Genomic DNA, 19,614 nt, shown 5'->3' on the forward strand with positions numbered 1-19,614 from the left:
ATATGGTTATTATGAAAAAATGAACCAAACCCTGAAAATTTGCATCTTGTGTGTCTGCGGAGTTGTTTTTTCTCCGTTGCTTCAGGCTCAACCTGAAAATATTGATAGCCTTAAGACATTATATGAATCAGCCAATTATGATTCTCTTCAAGGGCATCTGGCTCACAGAATTGCAGTTTCTTCCCAAAATCAAGGTCTTAGAGAACAACAGGAAGAATGGGCGAAAATTTCCTATCACCATTTCGTAAATGGTGAAATGCCTGTCCCTCAGGCACATAGCCTTTACACCATTGCAGCCAGCTTTTTCTATAGGGGTATTTATGATAGCATGAAGCCCTATATGGAGGAGATGGAAATGATCGGGAAAGATTTGAAAGATCCCAAGGTTCTGGGCAAGGCTTATGTTGGTCTGAGCCTGATGGAAAGCAGCCTCGGAAGGCTTTCCCCTGCTGTTGATTATGCATTTCAGGCATTGGATCAGTTTCAAACGGTGAATGATTCTTTTGGGCTTTCCTCCATTCTTACCAATATTGGTGTTTTGTACTGGAAATTGGGGAATATTGAAAAAAGTGTGGAGTATTTTAAAACAGGCATACCCATTGATTCTGCCCTTGGATATAAGTGGGGAATGGCTTCCAAAACAGCGAATATCGGGACATTGCTTACTGAAAGTGAAAAGTGGGAAGAATCGTTGCCTTATTTGCGTAAAGGCAAAAATCTATATCTCGCCTACGGCGACTCCAGCGCACTTCCCCACCTGTTTGTCAATCTTGCCAATAGTTTCCGGAAACTCCAGACCTATGATTCCACATTTTATTACCTGAGTGCCGCCCGTAAGATTTCGGAACAACGAAATCTTATAGGCGATATTGACCGAATTTACTCTATTTATGGAAACGCTTACCTTGACCAGGGCAATGTAGCCCGGGCAGATTCCTGTTTCCGGGCAAGCCTGGCGTTTGCACTTGAGCAAAAAGATATCATGATTGAGCGAAATTGCTATTTTCATTTGAGTACTACGGAAAAGCAATTGGGCCGATATAAGGAAGCTCTTGACTTCCTGGAAAAATATAATGTGCTCAGAGACAGCATGCTGAATAAAGATCACTTTCAACAGATCGAAGAACTCAATATTCAATATGAAACTGCCCAAAAAGAAGCGGAAATTGCCCGGCAGCAACTAGAACTGGAACGCAGTCAGTCCCGGGAACGTACCCTTTGGTTTGCTGCAATCGGAATCGCTATTCTGGCTTTAGCAGGGTTTGTCATTTACCGAAACCGTCAACAGACCCGCAAGCGCCAGTCAGAATTAACCCTGCGGCTAAAGGAAGCGGAAGCCGAAAACCTTCGGGAGATGGATCAGCTGAAGTCGCGTTTTTTTGCCAATATTTCGCATGAATTCCGAACACCGCTTACGCTCATTCTCGGCCCACTTCAGCAGTTTATCACCGGAACCGTGCAAGGAGAGCCGGGAACCTTATACACAATGATGAAGCGCAATGCGGAAAGGCTGCTTCAACTGATCAATCAGTTACTGGATCTTTCCAAACTGGAAGCGGGAAAATTGCAACTCAATCTCAGCCGCTCTGATATTTATACGTTCTTGCGGGTGCAGGCAGGAAATTTCGAGTCTCTGGCTGAATCAAAAAATATCCGGTTTCATATTACTATTCCTCCTCATCAACTGGTTACGGCGTTTGATAAAGATAAACTGGAAAAAACTATTACCAACCTCCTGTCCAATGCATTTAAATTTACACCGGAAGAAAAAGACGTATGGTTTGCTGTCGAAAAAGTTGGTGATAAATTGGAAATTACTATTCGGGACAATGGAATCGGAATCCCTGAAGACCATCTGGAATTTATTTTTGACAGATTTTACAGAGTGGAAGCAAATGAGTATGAAGGAACCGGAATCGGACTAGCCCTCACTAAAGAGTTGATCGAACTTCACAAGGGGGAAATCAGCGTGAGCAGCGAACCTGGTAAAGGAAGCGTATTTGTAATCCAACTTCCCCTACATGATGATATCCTTACTGAAGAAACCGAAATAATACTGCCTACATCCTCATTTTCTGCACCATCCGAAGAAGAAAAACCCATACAGAAGGGAAAAAAAGAACTTCCGCTAATTCTTATTGTTGAAGATAATAAGGACGTAAGGACCTACCTCGCAGGCCTGTTGCAAACTTCTTATCGGATAGCTGAAGCAGGAAATGGCCAACAGGGATTGGAGACCGCACTGTCAGAAATTCCCGACCTGATTATCAGTGATGTGATGATGCCGGAAATGGATGGAATGGCCTTTACCCATGCAATTAAAACCGATATCCATACCAGCCATATTCCGGTGGTGCTGCTAACTGCCAAAGCCGGACGAGAGAGTAAGTTGGAAGGACTTGGAACAGGGGCAGATGACTATTTAGCCAAACCTTTTGATGAAGAAGAACTGCGTATCAGGATCAAAAATCTTCTCGATCAACGGGAGCGAATCCGGGCCCAGTTTGGCAAAGACATTATCAGACTGAGCCCTGCTGATATTATGGTGGATTCGGCAGATAAGCAGTTTCTCGACCGGGTGATAAAGGTGATCGAAACCTATATGAATAATGAGGAATTTTCCATTGAAGAACTGGGAAGTGAAGTGGGAATGAGCCGCAGTCAGTTGCACAGGAAAATCAAAGCGCTGACAGATCAGTCTCCCTCTGTATTTCTCCGCACCATAAGACTCAAAAGAGCCCGGCAGCTACTGGAAGAAAAAGCCGGAACCGCTGCAGAAATTTCCTATCTGGTCGGATTTGGCAGCCCCGCGTATTTTTCCAAATGTTTTAAGGACCAGTTTGGGGTTACACCAGGCGAAATTTCTTAGAAAAATCTGCGACATAGTTGAAATTCTTTTTGCTCAGAGGTCGGCCCTAATGTTACCTGGCAGCCTGTTTATTCCTCCAATCACATGGCCCATAAAATATCTAAAGAGTAAAGCTGAGTAGAAAAAATGTGTAAGACGCCGTGTCTGAAGACCCAGATCCGGCTATTTTTCAGTTTACCTTTTCATGATTTTTTCCATTGAAAAAAAAATAGGGAACTGCAACTTGTGCTTACAACCATGTCCACAATACCCGTTACGTGAAAGAGCGCAACCTCTATCTGCTGGCACTTGCCCTAACCAAAGGGCTTGGGCCGGTTTCTGTCAAAAACCTCATAGCTTACTGCGGTTCTGCGCAGGCCGTGTTTGACGCCCCCAAAGGTAAACTCCTGAAAACACCCAATATTGGCGAAAAGGCTGTAAATCTGGTACGAGAGTCGCGAAACCTTCAGCGGGCAGAAACGGAACTTGCGTTTTGTGAGAAGGAAGGCGTAGAGGTTATGAGCTATCTCGATGATAACTATCCCCACGCCCTCAAATATATTCACGATGCCCCTTTAATTCTATTTAAAAAAGGTGCAGTAAACCTCAACGCTCAGCCCAATATTGCCATTGTAGGCACGCGTAGAGCTACAGAATATGGCAAAGCAAAAACCGAAGAATTTGCCACCTTTTTTGCCCAAAAAGGGATGAACATCGTAAGCGGACTGGCTTATGGAGTTGATATTGTCGCACACCGTACGGTGTTGCGTACAGGGGGAATTACCACTGGCGTATTGGGACATGGGCTTGACAAAATCTATCCGGTAGGTCATGGTGCCAAAGCACGGGAGATGCTCGAACGCGGAGGGTTGCTGACCGAATATCTCACAGGAACTGATCCCGATGCGCCTCACTTTCCGGCGAGAAACCGCATCGTATCGGGGATTTGCAAAGCAATTATCGTCATTGAAGCGGCGGAAAAAGGCGGCGCACTTATCACAGCACAGAATGCATTTGACCAAAACCGCGAGGTGTATGCCCTCCCCGGCAGAGTGGGGGACCGGTTTTCAGAAGGCTGCAACAAACTGATCCGGGATCAGGTCGCCAAACTTGTTTCGAGGCCGGAAGAAGTATTGGCCGATCTGGATATCCAATGGCAACAACACGAAGATCAGTCGGGACAACTGGAGCTGGCGCTCTCCCCGCCTGAAATTCCGCTCACTGCCGATGAAGTCAAAGTGATTAATTTTCTCGCAAAAGGAGACGCGCTGGTAGATCAGATTACCGTGCATACCGGTATCCCGATGAACCGCCTCAATGCACTTTTGCTATCAATGGAGTTTAAGGATTTACTCAGACAGATGCCCGGTAAAAAATTTTCAAGAAAATAGGCTTTTATTCCTGTAGAATCTCAATACTGCGTTCCAGGGCAGATTCCAATAATTCTTTCATCGAATCTGCATGCCCAATTTCAATGCTTACATCATCTTCAGCATGAATGGTCAGGATGATTTTGTCGGGCTGAACCACTGTATTTATTTGTAAAACCAATCCTCTGTGCCCACGATCCAGGTTGTCGGCTATTCGGATGATTCCTGCAAGGACCAGCACCACACGTTTTTCATAATCAGGAAGAATACTGAAGTGGTAATGTTCTCTTCCCGGAATACTTTTGCGGTGATATCGAACCAGATTTGCCAGAAGTACCAGCTCATTGGTTGAAAACCCGGCGAGGTTGCTGTTCATAATAATATACTGCCCGTGTTTATGATGGCCGCTGGGATGAATAAAATGGCCAATATCATGCAATACTGCCCCATACTGAAGTAGTTCACGTTCTGCGCTACCCAGCCGGTGGAGTTCATACAACTGGTCAAAAATTTCGGTAGCGATTTCACTCACCTTAATGCTGTGCTGCTGATCGTAGTGATATTTTACCCCGAGATTTTGGACTGTTTTTGCGCGAAGGCTGGTATCTACTGCACCGATAAATTTTTCTATCCGTTGTTTTTTCTCCCGGATGTATTGAAACAGAATTCCTTCCTTAAGTGCATTCGAAGAAACCATAATCTCTGTTACCGGCAATTTTTTAAGTAAATAATCCACTGTCGCTGCACCCAGCGTGATCATGTCCACCCTTAGCGGATCCATGCCCTCCATAGCCAGCCTTTCTTCACGTGTGGAAGCAATGATTTTGGCAAAGATGGAGTCAAAATGGCCTTTGTCAAACAGGTAGCCATTGAGATTTTCGGCAGAGAGACGATCGCCTCTTTCAAACGCTATGAGGGTTGCGAGTGATTCGAAAGTTCCGGAGGAGCCTACCATTGTGTTCAGATCAAATTCGCGAAGCTCAGCGAGAAGACTGCTGAGCTCCTGATCCAGTATCTCATACAGCTTGTTGAGTTCGTCCCGGGTAATGGGATCTGAAGGGTTAATGGTTTCCAACAGCCGGGCTGCGCCTATTTTCAGGCTTCTCAAAAGTAAGGGTTGCCGCGCATGGGAGACCGAAAATTCTACACTGCCTCCACCAATATCAACGAGCAATACGTTCTGCCCTGAAGGAAGATGAACACTGTTGACGACGCCGTCGTGGATATAGGAAGCCTCCATATTTCCGTTGATCGGTCTTACATCAATGTCGCATGAATATTTAGCGGCATCGATAAAGTCTTTTCCATTGGAAGCACTGCGAATCGCACTGGTCGCGAAAGCAAAAACTTTCACCACTCCTGCGCCATCCATCAGCTTGCGAAACGTGCGAAGCGCTTCGATTCCCCGCTCAAAAGCATCGGGGACAATCACCGCAGCATTGATTCCTCCTTCGCCCAGTTTTACCGCCTCTTTGAATCGTCCTCTCACTACAAAATTGTCTCTTTCATCCACTTCTGCGATCAGAAGATGGAAGGTGTTGGTGCCAAGGTCGATGATGGCTATTTTTTCGGTTTGCATAAAAATCAGTTATATCCTGATACAACAATGCGGGTGGCTTTCCGGTTTAAGAAATGCTGCTGCGAAAATGGGAAAATTTAGGTTAATTCGCAGGGCGATTTGACAGGTGGACTTCATGAATATTTTACTGCGTTACCGAAAACTGCTTCTTATACTGATTTTATTGCTGACGCTGGTGCTTGGTGCCGGGTTGAGCCGGTTGAAAATTAATTTCAGTTTTGAAAGTTTTTATCCCAAAGCCGATCCTGAATTTCTGTATTATTCTGACTTTCAGGAACTGTTTTCGGAGGAGCAAAACTACGCCGTGTATATAGCCCTCAAATCGCCTGAAAAGGACATATTCGACAGCGCTTTCCTTGCTTTTTCCGATAGTATTTTCAGAAAAATGGCGTCACTTCCCAACGTGGATTCTGCCATTAGTGCCACTTCTTTTGAACAAATACGAAGAGCCGGGCTGGGGGTCAGAAGGCGTCCGTATCTCGATTTTTCCTCCAAAGAAGCAGTCAGCCAATCCCGCCAAAGGATGGAAAGGGATTCTTCCCTGGTTGGCAATCTGGTTACCCGCGATCTACGATATGTATGCACGTATATTTTTATTGATCCGACATTGTTTGATACCGGCGCCAGAGATGTGCTGGTAGATGAAATTGATAAGATACTGGAAGCATCCGGCACAGAATATATCATTTCGGGTATTCCTTATATCCGGACGGGTTATGTAAAAAAACTTCAGTCTGAACTTGCGATTTTTGTTTCGCTTGCTACGCTGCTCATATTCAGTGTATTATTTTTTACCTACCGGCATATATGGGGAATTCTCGTGCCCTTTATCGCCATTAATGTTTCGCTGGTGTGGATTCTCGGACTTATGGGCTGGCTGGGAAAATCGATTAACCTGATTTCGGAAATGCTGATTCCCATTATGTTTGTGGTGGGAATGTCGGATATTATCCATCTGGCGACACGGTACTTATTTGAAATAAAACTCGGAAAAACGAGAGAAGAGGCACTTCGTGCCACCATGAAGGAAATCGGGCTTGCAGTATTTCTGACAAGCCTGACGACCGCAATTGGCTTTGCCTCCCTGCTGGTGTCCAATGTACCTCCGATCCGGGAATTTGGATTATTTGCTGCGATTGGGGTGATGTTTACGTGGTTTATCTCTGTGGTAATCATGCCCAACGCCCTGATGTGGCTGAAGCCGGAAGTGTTTGTGAAAACCGGTTCGTTTGAAAATCATCCGATGTGGAAACGCATACTTTTGTGGGTAAACCAATTGACCTCGCGGCGCTCACCTCAGGTAATGGCGGGTACGGCCATTTTACTTGGCGTATGTATATTTTTGATTTTCCGTATTCCCCTTACTACTTTTTTGATTGAGGATATTGGTGAAAAAGATCCGATCCGCAAGTCTATGTTATTTTTTGAGGAAGAGCTGTATGGATTAAGGCCTTTTGAAATAGGAATTCATGTAAAGGGGAATCATAAGATTACGGACCGCGAGGTTCTGGTAGAAATGGAAAAAATGCAGGATTTTCTGGCTTCCAAAAGCTATTTCAGTCCTTTCTTTTCTCCTGCTACCATAGTACAGCAAGCCAATTATTTTTACCACAACAGCAGTGCACGTTACAACCGGGTCCCCGACACACAGGAGGAAACGGACGATCTGCTGGCGTTTACTTTTATCAACGGAGGGGGGCAACTGTTTGACCGGGTCGTAAGTGCCGATACACTTTCTGCGCGCATCAGCGCGAGGGGCCCCGACCTCGGAAGCGACGTGTTTTATGCCCTTTATTCCGATCTGGACAGTTTTGTAAACACCACCTGCGATACGACCATTTTTTCCTATCGGCTGACGGGGCATGCCTATCTGACCGAGCACAATCTGGAGCATTTACGCACCAGCCTGATGGGCGGCCTGGGGATTGCCTTTGTGGTGATCGGAGTGATTATGGGACTGTTGTTCAGGTCATGGAAAATGCTGATCATCAGCATGATACCTAATATTGTTCCGCTGATTCTTACAGGTGGTGTGATGGGGCTGTTTGGCATTCACCTGACTACCTCCACGGCGCTTGTGTTTGTGATTGCCTTTGGCATTGCGGTGGATGATACGATTCATTTCCTGACCCGGTACAAGCTGGAGATTTCCCTGGGGAGACCTGTGGATGTGGCGGTGAGGAATACCATTTTGGGCACAGGAAAGGCAATGATTCTGACCTCGATTGTGCTGTTGGGGGGATTTATGATTTTATTGACCTCCAATTTTGGCGGAACATTTAATACAGGGCTTTTTACAGGGCTGACCATACTTTTTGCGCTTCTGGCAGATGTGGTATTATTGCCGATACTGTTGCGCAGGTTTTGGGGGAAAGAGCAGTAGTAGAGGAACTATCTCCACCCGCACAGTACAGATCAGTTAGTTTGCCTGTTTTATGTAGATTGAGATTTATTAAATCCTGCTTACTCTACATACAAATGACTGCTCCTGCACATTCGTTTCATATTCATCTCCTGTTACCGGTCGTTATTATCTTTACTTGTTTAGCCTGTAACCCTTCTGTCCCATCACAATATCCACAATTATTAGATTCCCGCCTCCGGCTCGAACTCATTGCATCTGCTCCGCAAGTGAAAACTCCCATTGGTCTGGCCATTGACAGTAAAGACAATATTTATTTTCTCGAATCTCATACTCATTCTACACCTCAGGACTATAAAGGGCCAAAGTTTGACCGGATAAAAAAAGGAATAGACCCAAACGGAGATGGAATCCCCGAGTCGTGGGTAATTTTTGCCGACAGCTTAAACGATGGGATGAATCTTGCATTCTCTCCGGAAGATGTGTTATTTCTTGTGGAAAAAAATAAAGTACTTTCCTTCCGCGATACGAATGGCGACGGGCGAAGTGATGAGACTCTTACTCTGCTGCGAATGGATAAACCCGACGATGTGTACGATCATGCCGGATTGCTTGGGATAACCTATTCACCTGATGGATGGCTATATATATCCCGTGGCAATACCGGCAGCCAGGCCTGGGAGATACAGGGAACAGACGGGACGTCGATTAAAGGATATGGAGATGGGGGTAATGTTTTTCGCTGCAGGCCTGACGGAAGTCAGCTGGAAGAAATCGCAACCGGCTTCTGGAATCCATTTGATTTGAAGTTTACTTCCGATGGACGACTGCTTCTGACTGATAATGACCCTGACAGCCGTGGTCCAAACCGCCTGATAGAAATCGTTCCAGGAGGAGATTACGGTTATCAGTCGTTGTATGGAGGTAGCGGCATTCATCCGTTTTTATCGTGGAATGGAGAACTGCCCGGAACCCTTCCCTACGCAGCAGGTCTGGGGGAAGCACCTACAGGAATGTTGAACGCAGATTTTACCAATTTCCCTGAAGACTACACCGGCAATGTACTGGCTGCAATCTGGGAGGAAAAGCGTATCGTGAAAATTCCAATGGAATTGCGCCAAAGTTCTGTGGCCGGAACTGTACAAGTGCTCATACAAGGCGACAGCTCCTTCCACCCTGTAGCAATGGCCTCCAACAGTAAAGGAGACATCTATATCACCGACTGGCAGATCAGGCATTACCCGGTGCATGGGGAGGGGAGATTGTGGCGTCTTTCGGGTCAGAAACACAAACCCATGAAAAACAAGGAACAGGTTTATGAGAATTTGAAGAAAACGGAAACACCACGATTTAGCCATGGGCAAAATCTGCATTCACCAGCGGATTATAAAAATGTATTTCTTTCCGATGATGTTTTTCTTCAGACCATTGCCCGCCATCAGCTAGCCGTTTCAGGGAATGAAACTGTTATGATGGAAATGATTGAGGATGAAGATGCCGATATTCGTCTTCAGGCGTTACTTACATTACTAAAATCACCTGTTCTAATCTCCCGGACCAGGTTATTAAGATTGCTGGAAGACGAAAATGAGGATGTTCGGCAAATGGCGCTGATCTATACGGCAAAACATTCCCGGATGGACATGTACAATGAAGTCAATGCTATTTTATACAAAGGGAAAATTACCCCGGCACTCTTTGAAACCTGGTTGGCAACGATTCGGCATTTACAACCTGCATTTACGGTTCCCTATCTTGCTCAGTCTGAGCATTACGCCAAACAGATTCCACGTACACTTCCCCCCGGATTTATGCTTTCCATCGTAAAGGATAACCGTGTGAATGCCGAAATCCGGGCAACAGCCATTTTATTACTGGAAAAACCCGAATCCCATGTACCTGATTTACTGGACGTTTTCGCCCAGGCAAATGGTACTTTAAAAACAGCCCTTTTGCAGGTGTTTCAGAAAATTCCAGAGGAAAAAGTTGCACAGGTGTTGTTGAAAACAGCTTGTGATCAGTCGGCGGAAACCGCAGACAGAGCCCAGGCTATCGTATCATTGAGCTGGCAGCCGGCGGATTTTTGTGAGCCGCTTTCAGCTGTTTTGCAGGAAAAGAACAACCAGTTAACCGACGTAGTGGTGCGTTATCTCTGTCGTTGCAGTGATAGGGAAAAAGAACTAATCAAGTTGATTGCTGACTCGGGATCATCGGAAATCTACCAACTTTGTACAGGGAAAATAAACCCCGAAAACCGACCGAAATCCGATGCTGACCGGGCCGCATTTGCCAGCCAGCCAGGAAATCCACAAAAAGGGAAATGGATATTTTTTTCTCAAAAAGCACAATGTCAGAATTGTCACAAAGTAGCAGGCTGGGGTGGAGACTTTGGCCCTGATCTTTCCCATGTAGGTAGTAGTAAAACGGTAAAACAACTGATTACAGCGGTACTTAATCCTTCAGCAGAGATTTCTCCCGAATGGCAGGGATGGTTTGTAACAACTGCCGAAGGACAGACTTTCTACGGGAGGCAGATAGACGTAGGATTAAATAATGCCGAACTGTTGAACGTCAATGGCGAATTTGTCAACTACAAAAACCCTAAAAAATACGGAATGGCTTCTGCTTCCCTTATGCCGGAGGGATTAGAAAATATGTTGACAGAAGAAGAATTTCGCGACCTGATCACCTGGTTATCTTCCCTTAAATAAACACGGAAAAGATGAAAAACTCCCTCAACAGACGAACTTTTGTAAAAAACACATCAGCGTTGCTGGCCGGATTAGGTGCAGGTTTACCGACATTTTCTGCTAAAGAGAATTCCCCGGAAAAAGAAAAAAAAGTAGAACTGGCGATAGCCACCATTTGTCTGGACGGTTTTGGGGACGAATACTTTAAAAAAGCCTTTGAACTGATACCACAGATTGGGATAAAAAACGTGGAGTTTAATGTATGGCATTCCCGCACGATTACCCCTTCAGGTATTCGCAGTATCATGGACCGTTGTTATGAAAAAGGATTGCGTCCCATCTGCCTTCAGGGAACAGCATTTGGCGCGCCAGAGCTCAAAGATGTTACACATAAACTCTGGCTGATGGAGCAGGCAAAAAAACTGGGTTGCCGGCGGGTAAAATTTACCGGAGCAAAACGCGGAGATGCGGGTGGTTTGGAAAATGTGCTTAAGGTCTTAAAAGAACTGGCACCCGCAGCTGAGGAAATGGATGTGCTGATACTTGTAGAAAACCACGCCAACAACAATATTGAAAATATCGACGATTACGATTCTATTTTTCAGGCAGTGGATTCCACCCATGTGGGAATGTGTCTGGATATGGGACATTTCGACGGGGCGGGGGTGAGTAATTTTGATGTCATTGAAAAGTTTCACTCCAAAATTTTCCACATAGACCTGAAGGATTGCCAGTCAGTGGGAACCTATAAAACCGTTTCCTACGGGCAAGGTATTACTGATGGAGAGGGTATTGTACGTGCGATGATCGAAAAAAACTTCTCAGGTTATCTGGTCATTGAGCAGGCGCCGCCGCTGGCGGGCATCGACCTCATCGAAGAGATGCGGCGGATCAAAAATATTTTTGCTCCATTTGAAGGCTGAAAAGCCTACTCCTCATCCTTGCGGTAGACGCGAAGGCTGCTGTGCTGTTTGATTGAAAATCATGGCATTGCTGTCATATATCGAATGACGCCAGTACTATTTTCTGATTTTCTGTAAAAAATATCTCCTGCGGTTTGTGAATATTTTTTTTTTTGTAACATTGGGGTGTCGAACTAATTTTCCTGAGGTTTAAAAATTATTTTCTGCCATGAAAGTTCTGTTTTGGGCTATGATTGCCTTATGGTTATTTTTTGCCGGATGTAATTCTGATCAAACACAAATCTCGGCTTCAGGTAATGGACCGATTCCCGGTATGTCAATTCTTAGTAGTTCCTGCGAAATTTCCTTACATTTAGACATGGAGACGTATTATTTTCGCAGACTGGCGAATCAGGTACAAGGCACCATGAGCTATCTCGACAGTATTGCGGGCATTCCGGTAATTCGTCGGATGGAGCTTCAATATTGTGGCAACCTTACAGGTGAAGGAGAATGGCTGATGGAAAACAAAACGCCGTCGGTTTCCATTCCCTTTGATCATGAGCCAAGGCCGGATGATTCCCCCAAATTTCACATGGCACATATTTCCAATCAGGTGCTTAGAGTATATGATCAGGAGAGGAATCTGATGGAAGGTGTTGAAATTGACCTTCCGGGTTTAAATCAATTGCTCACCTTTTTGCCGGGAAGCCGGGGGCAACTCTGGCAGCAGGCCGTTTCAACCCTGCAAACGGAGGGAACGGTAATAACCGAAATTCCAGGCAGTTTTATGGCCGTGCGAAAAACAGACCAAGGTACAGGAGAAGATGTGGTTTTTTTGTTGAATCTAGAAGACAAAGTTTTGAATGGAACTTCCACTTATACTTCGTCGGGAGAGTTAAAATTCCGGGTGATATTGGATTATGACGATGGTCAGGAACCACCAGTGATTAAGGGAATGCATCAGGTAGAATTTGAAAATTCGGCCAGCAGTGGTGTACCTATGGTATCAGAAACACACACAGTTTTTCATAGTTTTTCCTTTCAAAAAAACCAATAATATGATTGGCATGAGAACGATACGATACGTTTTTGGGGTTTTAAGCCTGGTTTTCTCATTTACCGCAGGCTACTCCCAAAGCCCGGCAAGAAATGTCATTTTGCTTCATGGATTTGGTAATGGCGATAATGGGTGGCAGGTGTACGAAACGATGTTTGAACAGGAGTGGAATATAAATTCCCACCGATTTAACTATAATAATCTTAACGGTGTTCAGAATGCAGCAGATGATGTTTTGCAGAACCTCCAAACACTGGCTGTACCTACGGGTAGCAACAATATTATGATGGGCCATAGTACGGGCGGGCTGGCAATCCGGATGATGGAACATTACCCCAATCCGGCGCAAAAAGCAATCATGAACTCATATTTTGGTGGATACATTACAGTAGGAACTCCGCATAAGGGAATTAAACTGGTGAATTCGTACCAGAACGGCAATCTGGAAGAATTCTTTGATGATGGATGTAAAGAAGTGATTACGGATCCGGTATTATCTATTTTTAACTCAATCTTTTATAGCCCCATATCTCCTGTTGGATTCTTTATCCAATATTTGGGTGGCAAGTTAGTCTGTAATGCTGCCTATGAAAAACTGGAAGACAAACTTTCGCTTTATCTGGCTCCCAATACCCTGGTGGATCTGAAAGTGGGAAGCCCGACCCTTGCAAACCTTCCCTACACCAGTTCCAAACCCCGGATTTTTTTGTATGGTGATGAACAAAGCCCGGTACATTGGCGATTTTTGTCTTCTTTAATAGATTCAATGCCTGTAAATATTCCTCCTCCCCCGGCACCTTATGCCGCCGGAGACGAGGGATATGTAAATGCTGCAAACCAGATCCAAGCTGTTGAAACGGCTGTAGCGGGGCTGGCTGCAACTATTGGGGTAATTAATTCTTTACAGGGGAATTTCATAACCGGGGCGAGTTCATTTTATGTTGCATTTCAGTTTGCGCAGGGAGCCGCCTGGCTTAGCAATAGCGAAATGGGCTGGAACACGCTCATTGGCGCAAATGATACCTATCCCTTTACTATTACTACCAACTCAATGTTTATATGCTGGAGTCAGATTGAGGATATAGAAAGGGACTATCTGGACGGGGTCATAGATTTTCCGACTTACTGGCAGAACCTGAACGCTACGTACCAGAATCCTGCCTGCTGGGCTTCCCAGACATATACGATGCTCATAACCAACAACCAGATCAGCGACGGCCTGGCACCCAGAGTAAGCACCCGCCCCGACCCACTCAGTCCCTGCTTCCTGGGCATCGCCGACGCCAACCACCAGGAAGAAGTCCATCACCCGAATGCGACGGAGCGGTATCGGCAGATTTTTAATAGGGAAACCCCTGTTATTCAAAGCTGTGGATTTGCGGTAGCCAACTTTTTCCGGATACAATAGCCTGCTTCGTAAATAATTGCCATAATATGAAAGCATCTCATACTATTATTACATATATCCTTCTGTGGCTATTATTGGGTTGTAGTGAGCCAACTACAATACCGAAAGCCAAAATACCAAAACTTGTATGGCAAACCTTTCTTGCCTCCACTGGTGAGTTAACTTCGTCAATGAATCCGGTTGTGGGAGAAAATATTGTCATCTTCAGCGTTACAAAAGGTTTGGATTTTCAATCACCTTTAAAGGGATATGATAAGAATACAGGAGAGGAGAAATGGTTTTGGACAGATATTCACCCTGATTCTCGCGCAGTCGGGCCTTTAAATTTTCAATATTCATATAATGGGGTATTAGGATACTCTACCCGAGGGCCGGTATTTGGAGTCGAAATAGAAAGCGGAAATGTTCTTTGGACGAATACCGATTATGTGGATGGACGGCGAGAAAATAAAGGTTTCAGTAATGTGTTGATTAATGGTTTTGAAGAACCTCAGCCAGGGAAAGAACATAAAATCCATTTAGGCATAGCTGATATTGAAAAAGGGGACTGGAAAATTGCAGTTTCTCTTTTGGGTACCGAAATCTGGCGTCCCGATATTACTGATTTCACCGGGCAGGTATTACCTGGTGGGGATACCGTACTATATCTTACCGGGACGTGGTATCGTCCAGATAGTATTATTGCAACGGGTTTCTTAAAAGGCTGGAATATTACAGCAGATACTATGTTATTTGATTTTGAAAATATTGAATCGGCGGGCTATCTTCAACTCCATGAAGACTTTTTGCTGGACGGAGGTTTTTCTCTCCGCTGCTACGACCGTCAGACTGGTGTATTGCGCTGGCAGCGGAATATCCCCAATGGGGTAGGCACTTCGGGAGTCGTGATCACGGGCGACAAGGTGCTGGTCAATGACGGAGACAACTTTGCGCAAAAGCTGCATCTGTTTGACATTGAGACCGGCAGCCGCATCTGGCAAAGCGAAGTCATCGAAACCTACAGTCGTCTGGTGGTGCATAAAGGCGTGATCTACGCCACGGGCGACCGGGAACTCAAAGCCATCAACCTCGAAGATGGAAAACTGTTGTGGTCCATTCCCTCACCCCATGCGAAGACGATTTCGGGCGCATTTTTTGCGCCGGTGGTGGCCATTGACCCCAAAACCGACCGGCTTTTCACCTCCGACTATGTGTATGCGATGTGTTATCAGTTGGAGTGATTTTTCCTACTCATCATCCACATTCTCCGCGTGAAGCAAAACGCGCAAAAGGTTTTTTCGGATTCTCCATGTTCTGTGGCTGTCTGCCCTTGCAGGCGCCCTACGTAGTTCAAACTCCGGGAAGCAATGAAAAAGCACTGAAGACTTTTTTGCGCCTTTGCGAGAAATACTTTTCGTCGACCGCAGGGTTCACGCCAAGACGCAAAGAACTGCAAAATACGCAAAGGGTTTCTTGGCGGACATTGCGAGATACTCATTAAATGAATGATGTGGCTGGGCGAAATTATGATCTTTTTGTAACATTGGGGTGTCGGAATTAGGTAACCATTCAAAAACCAATACTTAACATGAAAAATTTGATTTTAGAAAGGGATTATCTGGACGGCCTGGCACCCAGAGTAAGCACCCGCCCCGACCCACTCAGTCCCTGCTTCCTGGGCATCGCCGACGCCAACCACCAGGAAGAAGTCCATCACCCGAATGCGACGGAGCGGTATGAGCAGATTTTTGATAAAGCTTTAGAAATAGAGACAGCATGTGGGTTAGCTGTGGCAGTTTTTTTTGAAATTTATTAAATATGAAAACGCTTAGATTTTCTTTTCTTTTTGTATTAATAATTTTCGTTGGGTGTAGAGAGGATGAACTGGCACCGAATAATAGGTTTGTTGCCCGATTGCTGTGGAAAACTCCACTTTATGAGAGCTTAGAATTAGCCAGTACTATGCCTCCTGTAGTAGGCAATGAGGCAGTTGTATTTAGCTTCCGTCGGACTTCGGATATTCAATCTCCTCTGATGGGATTGGATATTGGTACAGGTGAAGTGAAGTGGAAATTAACTGATCTTCATCCTGATTCCCGCGCAGTGGGACCCTCCAATTTTCAATACTCATATATCGGGGTAATGGGATACTCTACCCGAGGGCCGGTATATGGAATTGAAATAGAGAGTGGTAAAATTCTATGGACAAATGTCGACTACGCAGACGGGCGACGGGAGAATAAAGGTTTTGACCGAGTATTGATTAATGGCTTTGAAGAACCTCAAGCAGGGAAAGAACAAAATATACATTTAGGTATAGCAGATATTGAAAAAGGGGACTGGAAAATCGCAGTTTCCCTTTGGGGTACAGAAATCTGGCGTCCTGGAATCTCCGCGTTTACCGGCCATATGCTTCCTAAGGGAGATACCGTTTTGTATTTATCCGGCTCCTGGTATCGCCCGGATAGCATTCAGGCTAAAGGTTTTCTGAAAGGTTATAATATCACGACAGATACCATTTTGTTTGAACACGAAGGTCCGGAGTCATTTGGTTTTTTGGAAATCTATGAGGATTATCTGCTTGCGGGGGGTACTTATCTCCGCTGCTATGACCGTCAGACGGGGGTTTTACGCTGGCAGCGAGATATCCCCAACGGAGTAAACTCGTCGGGAGTAGTGATCACGGGCGACAAGGTGCTGGTCAACGACGGAGACAACTTTGCGCAAAAGCTGCATCTGTTTGACATTGAGACCGGTAGCCGGATCTGGCAAAGTGAAGTGATCGAAACGTACAGCCGTCTGGTGGTGCATAAAGGCGTGATCTACGCCACGGGCGACCGGGAACTTAAGGCCATCAACCTCGAAGATGGAAAACTATTGTGGTCCATTCCTTCACCCCATGCGAAGACGATCTCAGGCGCATTTTTTGCGCCGGTAGTGGCCATTGACCCCAAAACCGACCGGCTTTTCACCTCCGACTATGTGTATGCGATGTGTTATCAGTTGGAGTGATTTTCCTACTCATCATCCTTCCGATAGACGCGAAGGCTGCCAAATTTGTTCTGCACATTGACCTGGACCGGCGGACGGGCCTGCCGTGCGGTGGCATCCTGGCTTCGCGACTGATAGTGTGTCTGGTTGGATTCTACCATAACCGAATCTACCAGCATGCTGGGGTCAGAAATGACTACCCCGCCGTTTTCCATGGTTGCGTCGAGGTTCATCTGTGCGTCAGGGTCCAGATAAATATGAAAAGAGCTGAAATTGCCATCAATGTTAATTTTTTCAACTTCGGCGCTGACTTCGCGTACTTCAAACCGGGGTGCGTATTTTACGTTCATGTCCAGCGACTGATTGAGTTTGCCGATGGTAAATTTGGAGGAAGTATAATTTCCCGAAATATCTCCCACCTCGTCGAGTCTGATTTCTCCAAGATTGGCGTATAGTTCGATGTTTTGGACCTTGTTGATTTCTACCTGTGAGGCATTGCTTTTGAGATATAGGAATTCGCTCTGGTCGATATGGAGGCTTCCAAAAGAGAAATCAATGTCGCCTCCATGGAAGTAGCGGATATCCGTTTTTCCAAACTGAAGATGAAGGGTATTCCCTGCACCAAGCAGTTCTCCTGCATAAAAGTCTCCATATGAAAGGTCAATATCCACATTACCTTCGCGTTTTTCCAGCTCGATATCACCAAATTTGTTTTCGATTTCCAGCGGGTTTCCTGCCGGAAGATGAATTTCGTAATTGATTTTGATGGCAGAGGTACCGGCAATGGCCAGTTGAGTACCATCTATGCGGGTTTCAAACTGGATTTTCTGTCCAAATGCTCGTTCCCGAATAGCAACTTCTGCCAATTTTTCCTCTGCTTTTTGTTTTGTTGAAGCTTTTGCAATGATGGTAATGGTGACCTCCATATGCTTTTTGTCCCAGGTGCTGACGGCTACTTTTCCGTATTTATTTTTTACCTCAACAATATCAGCAGGGGTGATGGTATAAGTTTTATTGATAACCTGGGTAGCTTCTTCTCCTGTAGGATTATTGGGATAGGAGAAAAGCAGAGAAGCAGCGACCAGCAGGAGCAGACTAAAGACGGCTATCCTTTTCATTTGTCATGGATTTGATTTGTTCTAAAATCATTAATTGCTGGTTGAGAATCTCCATTTGCATGGTCAGGTTTTGCATCATGGCATTGACCACTACATCAGGGTCCTGGCTTTCGGGTAATTCTTTTCGCAGATCCTGATACAGATCCTGCAGGCGTTGCAGTTGGAAAAACAGTGCGTTGTCGGGTTGTACTCCTCCCTGCTCGAAAAGTCTGATCTGATTTTGTTTTGCTTTGATGGCAGTCTGGTAATAGGCTTCCATCTGATGGAGTTGTGCATTCTCAACATGGGAAGTGACCGGTTTCGGGGAAAGGGGTTGCATGGTCATTTTCCAGAAAAGGCCTCCGCTTACAAATGCAATAACAGCAATAGCGGCGGCGATTTTCCAGGTGAAAAATGGCCTCCGTTGCTGTATAGGTTCAGTTTCAGGTGTTTCTATGGCTACAGGTGTTGCCAAATCGCGGTAAATGCGGTCCCAAAGTTGTGGACTGGGTCTGTGAACATCCAGCTCACGTTTGTTGGCAAGGATGTACTTCTCTAGGTGGTCTCTCATTCTGTTTAATTGTCTTCTGGTGTCATCCCGAACGAGCGAGGCGCAAGCCCGGCTCCACGGCATCTTCCAGCATTTCCCGAAGCTTTTTCTTTGCCCGGCTAAACTGCGACTTCGAAGTAGCCTCTGAGATTCCGAGTATATCGCCAATTTCCTTGTGATCATACCCTTCGATCAGATAGAGACTAAACACGAGCCGGTAGCCCTCTGGCAAATTCATGATCGCTTCCCGAACCTGATTCATATCCCACTGAGCGCTAAATGCTCCTTTTTCCGGTTTTTCCTCACTTACGTCTATTCTGACTTCGTCAATGTCTACAAAGTCACCTTTCCGTTTTTTGAGGTGGTTGATGGAAGTGTTGATCACAATTCGCTTCAACCAGGCTCCGAAGGTAGAGTCGCCCTTAAAACTGTGGAGACTGCGGAAAGCCCTTACAAATGCTTCCTGAAGTACATCCTCCGCTTCCATGGCGTCTCGTGTGATACGCACTGCTACGTTGTACATGGCTTTTGTGTACTTTTTGTACAATTCAAATTGTGCCATCTGGTCGCCTCTCTTGCAGCGCTCGACCAATAGGTTCGGTATTTCTGCTAGTGTTGCCAATGTTTGTTCGTTTAAAATGACAATGAGATTCCTGAAAAGTTGCACCAGCTAAACAAAAGCATATAAAGACCTTTCACCAACCAAACGGAGTGAACCTGTGATAATAGGGAATGAACCTGACTGGAAGCAGAATGAATACCCTTGGGAAAATTGCCG

The 19,614-nt window shown here is 45.4% G+C and carries 14 protein-coding genes; 10 read left to right on the forward strand and 4 right to left on the reverse strand.

The genetic code is table 11. The annotated features are described in order from the left end of the window. Positions 1-19 precede the first annotated feature (19 nt). Entirely contained in the window at positions 20-2,869 is a 2,850-nt protein-coding gene (locus R3D00_09580) for an ATP-binding protein (GenBank protein MEZ4773418.1), read from the forward strand. Between the two features lie 257 nt (positions 2,870-3,126). Then, entirely contained in the window at positions 3,127-4,239 is a 1,113-nt protein-coding gene (gene dprA / locus R3D00_09585; GenBank protein ID MEZ4773419.1) for a DNA-processing protein DprA, read from the forward strand. A gap of 4 nt (positions 4,240-4,243) precedes the next feature. Here the strand turns inward: dprA and R3D00_09590 are convergent, their stop codons facing one another. Next, positions 4,244-5,797: a Ppx/GppA phosphatase family protein gene (locus tag R3D00_09590; protein MEZ4773420.1), complete on the reverse strand. Its 1,554-nt coding sequence runs from the start codon at positions 5,795-5,797 to the stop codon at positions 4,244-4,246. 115 nt (positions 5,798-5,912) lie between these two features. Here R3D00_09590 and R3D00_09595 point away from each other — a divergent pair, with 115 nt between their 5' ends. The 8 genes from R3D00_09595 to R3D00_09630 all read left to right on the forward strand — a co-directional run bounded on the left by R3D00_09595 (position 5,913) and on the right by R3D00_09630 (position 17,210). Beyond that, entirely contained in the window at positions 5,913-8,180 is a 2,268-nt protein-coding gene (locus R3D00_09595) for an MMPL family transporter (GenBank protein MEZ4773421.1), read from the forward strand. 95 nt (positions 8,181-8,275) lie between these two features. After that, entirely contained in the window at positions 8,276-10,870 is a 2,595-nt protein-coding gene (locus R3D00_09600; GenBank protein ID MEZ4773422.1) for a c-type cytochrome, read from the forward strand. Between the two features lie 11 nt (positions 10,871-10,881). Next, the gene (locus R3D00_09605) at positions 10,882-11,772 is read left to right on the forward strand and encodes a sugar phosphate isomerase/epimerase family protein (protein ID MEZ4773423.1); all 891 of its coding nucleotides are present in this window, start codon (positions 10,882-10,884) and stop codon (positions 11,770-11,772) included. Positions 11,773-11,980: 208 nt separating this feature from the next. After that, positions 11,981-12,811: a hypothetical protein gene (locus tag R3D00_09610; protein ID MEZ4773424.1), complete on the forward strand. Its 831-nt coding sequence runs from the start codon at positions 11,981-11,983 to the stop codon at positions 12,809-12,811. Between the two features lie 10 nt (positions 12,812-12,821). After that, positions 12,822-14,219, forward strand: coding sequence for a hypothetical protein (locus tag R3D00_09615; protein ID MEZ4773425.1), 1,398 nt, complete (start codon positions 12,822-12,824; stop codon positions 14,217-14,219). 26 nt (positions 14,220-14,245) lie between these two features. Then, on the forward strand, positions 14,246-15,439 hold the full coding sequence (locus R3D00_09620) for a PQQ-binding-like beta-propeller repeat protein (protein MEZ4773426.1): 1,194 nt from the start codon (positions 14,246-14,248) through the stop codon (positions 15,437-15,439). 347 nt (positions 15,440-15,786) lie between these two features. Then, positions 15,787-16,014, forward strand: a complete 228-nt coding sequence (locus R3D00_09625) for a hypothetical protein (GenBank protein ID MEZ4773427.1) — start codon at positions 15,787-15,789, stop codon at positions 16,012-16,014. 2 nt (positions 16,015-16,016) lie between these two features. Further along, positions 16,017-17,210, forward strand: coding sequence for a PQQ-binding-like beta-propeller repeat protein (locus R3D00_09630; GenBank protein MEZ4773428.1), 1,194 nt, complete (start codon positions 16,017-16,019; stop codon positions 17,208-17,210). Positions 17,211-17,215: 5 nt separating this feature from the next. On the opposite strand, the gene R3D00_09635 is transcribed toward R3D00_09630, so the two are convergent. The 3 genes from R3D00_09635 to R3D00_09645 are packed head-to-tail and all read right to left on the reverse strand — an operon-like array spanning position 17,216 to position 19,458. Further along, positions 17,216-18,307, reverse strand: coding sequence for a hypothetical protein (locus R3D00_09635; protein MEZ4773429.1), 1,092 nt, complete (start codon positions 18,305-18,307; stop codon positions 17,216-17,218). Then, entirely contained in the window at positions 18,285-18,857 is a 573-nt protein-coding gene (locus R3D00_09640; protein ID MEZ4773430.1) for a hypothetical protein, read from the reverse strand. The genes R3D00_09635 and R3D00_09640 overlap by 23 nt, the downstream gene beginning before the upstream one ends. A gap of 22 nt (positions 18,858-18,879) precedes the next feature. Then, the gene (locus R3D00_09645; protein ID MEZ4773431.1) at positions 18,880-19,458 is read right to left on the reverse strand and encodes a sigma-70 family RNA polymerase sigma factor; all 579 of its coding nucleotides are present in this window, start codon (positions 19,456-19,458) and stop codon (positions 18,880-18,882) included. Positions 19,459-19,614 lie beyond the last annotated feature (156 nt).

The organism is Bacteroidia bacterium (assembly GCA_041391665.1).
Classification (GTDB): Bacteria; Bacteroidota; Bacteroidia; order J057; family J057; genus JAGQVA01.

Excerpts from the sequence above, each read along its gene's own strand:
- R3D00_09580 (MEZ4773418.1), top strand. The coding sequence starts at position 20 with ATGAACCAAACCCTGAAAATTTGCATCTTGTGTGTCTGCGGAGTTGTT.
- R3D00_09590 (MEZ4773420.1), bottom strand. The coding sequence starts at position 5,797 with ATGCAAACCGAAAAAATAGCCATCATCGACCTTGGCACCAACACCTTC.
- R3D00_09595 (MEZ4773421.1), top strand. The coding sequence starts at position 5,913 with ATGAATATTTTACTGCGTTACCGAAAACTGCTTCTTATACTGATTTTA.
- R3D00_09600 (MEZ4773422.1), top strand. The coding sequence starts at position 8,276 with ATGACTGCTCCTGCACATTCGTTTCATATTCATCTCCTGTTACCGGTC.
- R3D00_09605 (MEZ4773423.1), top strand. The coding sequence starts at position 10,882 with ATGAAAAACTCCCTCAACAGACGAACTTTTGTAAAAAACACATCAGCG.
- R3D00_09610 (MEZ4773424.1), top strand. The coding sequence starts at position 11,981 with ATGAAAGTTCTGTTTTGGGCTATGATTGCCTTATGGTTATTTTTTGCC.
- R3D00_09615 (MEZ4773425.1), top strand. The coding sequence starts at position 12,822 with ATGAGAACGATACGATACGTTTTTGGGGTTTTAAGCCTGGTTTTCTCA.
- R3D00_09620 (MEZ4773426.1), top strand. The coding sequence starts at position 14,246 with ATGAAAGCATCTCATACTATTATTACATATATCCTTCTGTGGCTATTA.
- R3D00_09625 (MEZ4773427.1), top strand. The coding sequence starts at position 15,787 with ATGAAAAATTTGATTTTAGAAAGGGATTATCTGGACGGCCTGGCACCC.
- R3D00_09630 (MEZ4773428.1), top strand. The coding sequence starts at position 16,017 with ATGAAAACGCTTAGATTTTCTTTTCTTTTTGTATTAATAATTTTCGTT.
- R3D00_09635 (MEZ4773429.1), bottom strand. The coding sequence starts at position 18,307 with ATGAAAAGGATAGCCGTCTTTAGTCTGCTCCTGCTGGTCGCTGCTTCT.
- R3D00_09640 (MEZ4773430.1), bottom strand. The coding sequence starts at position 18,857 with ATGAGAGACCACCTAGAGAAGTACATCCTTGCCAACAAACGTGAGCTG.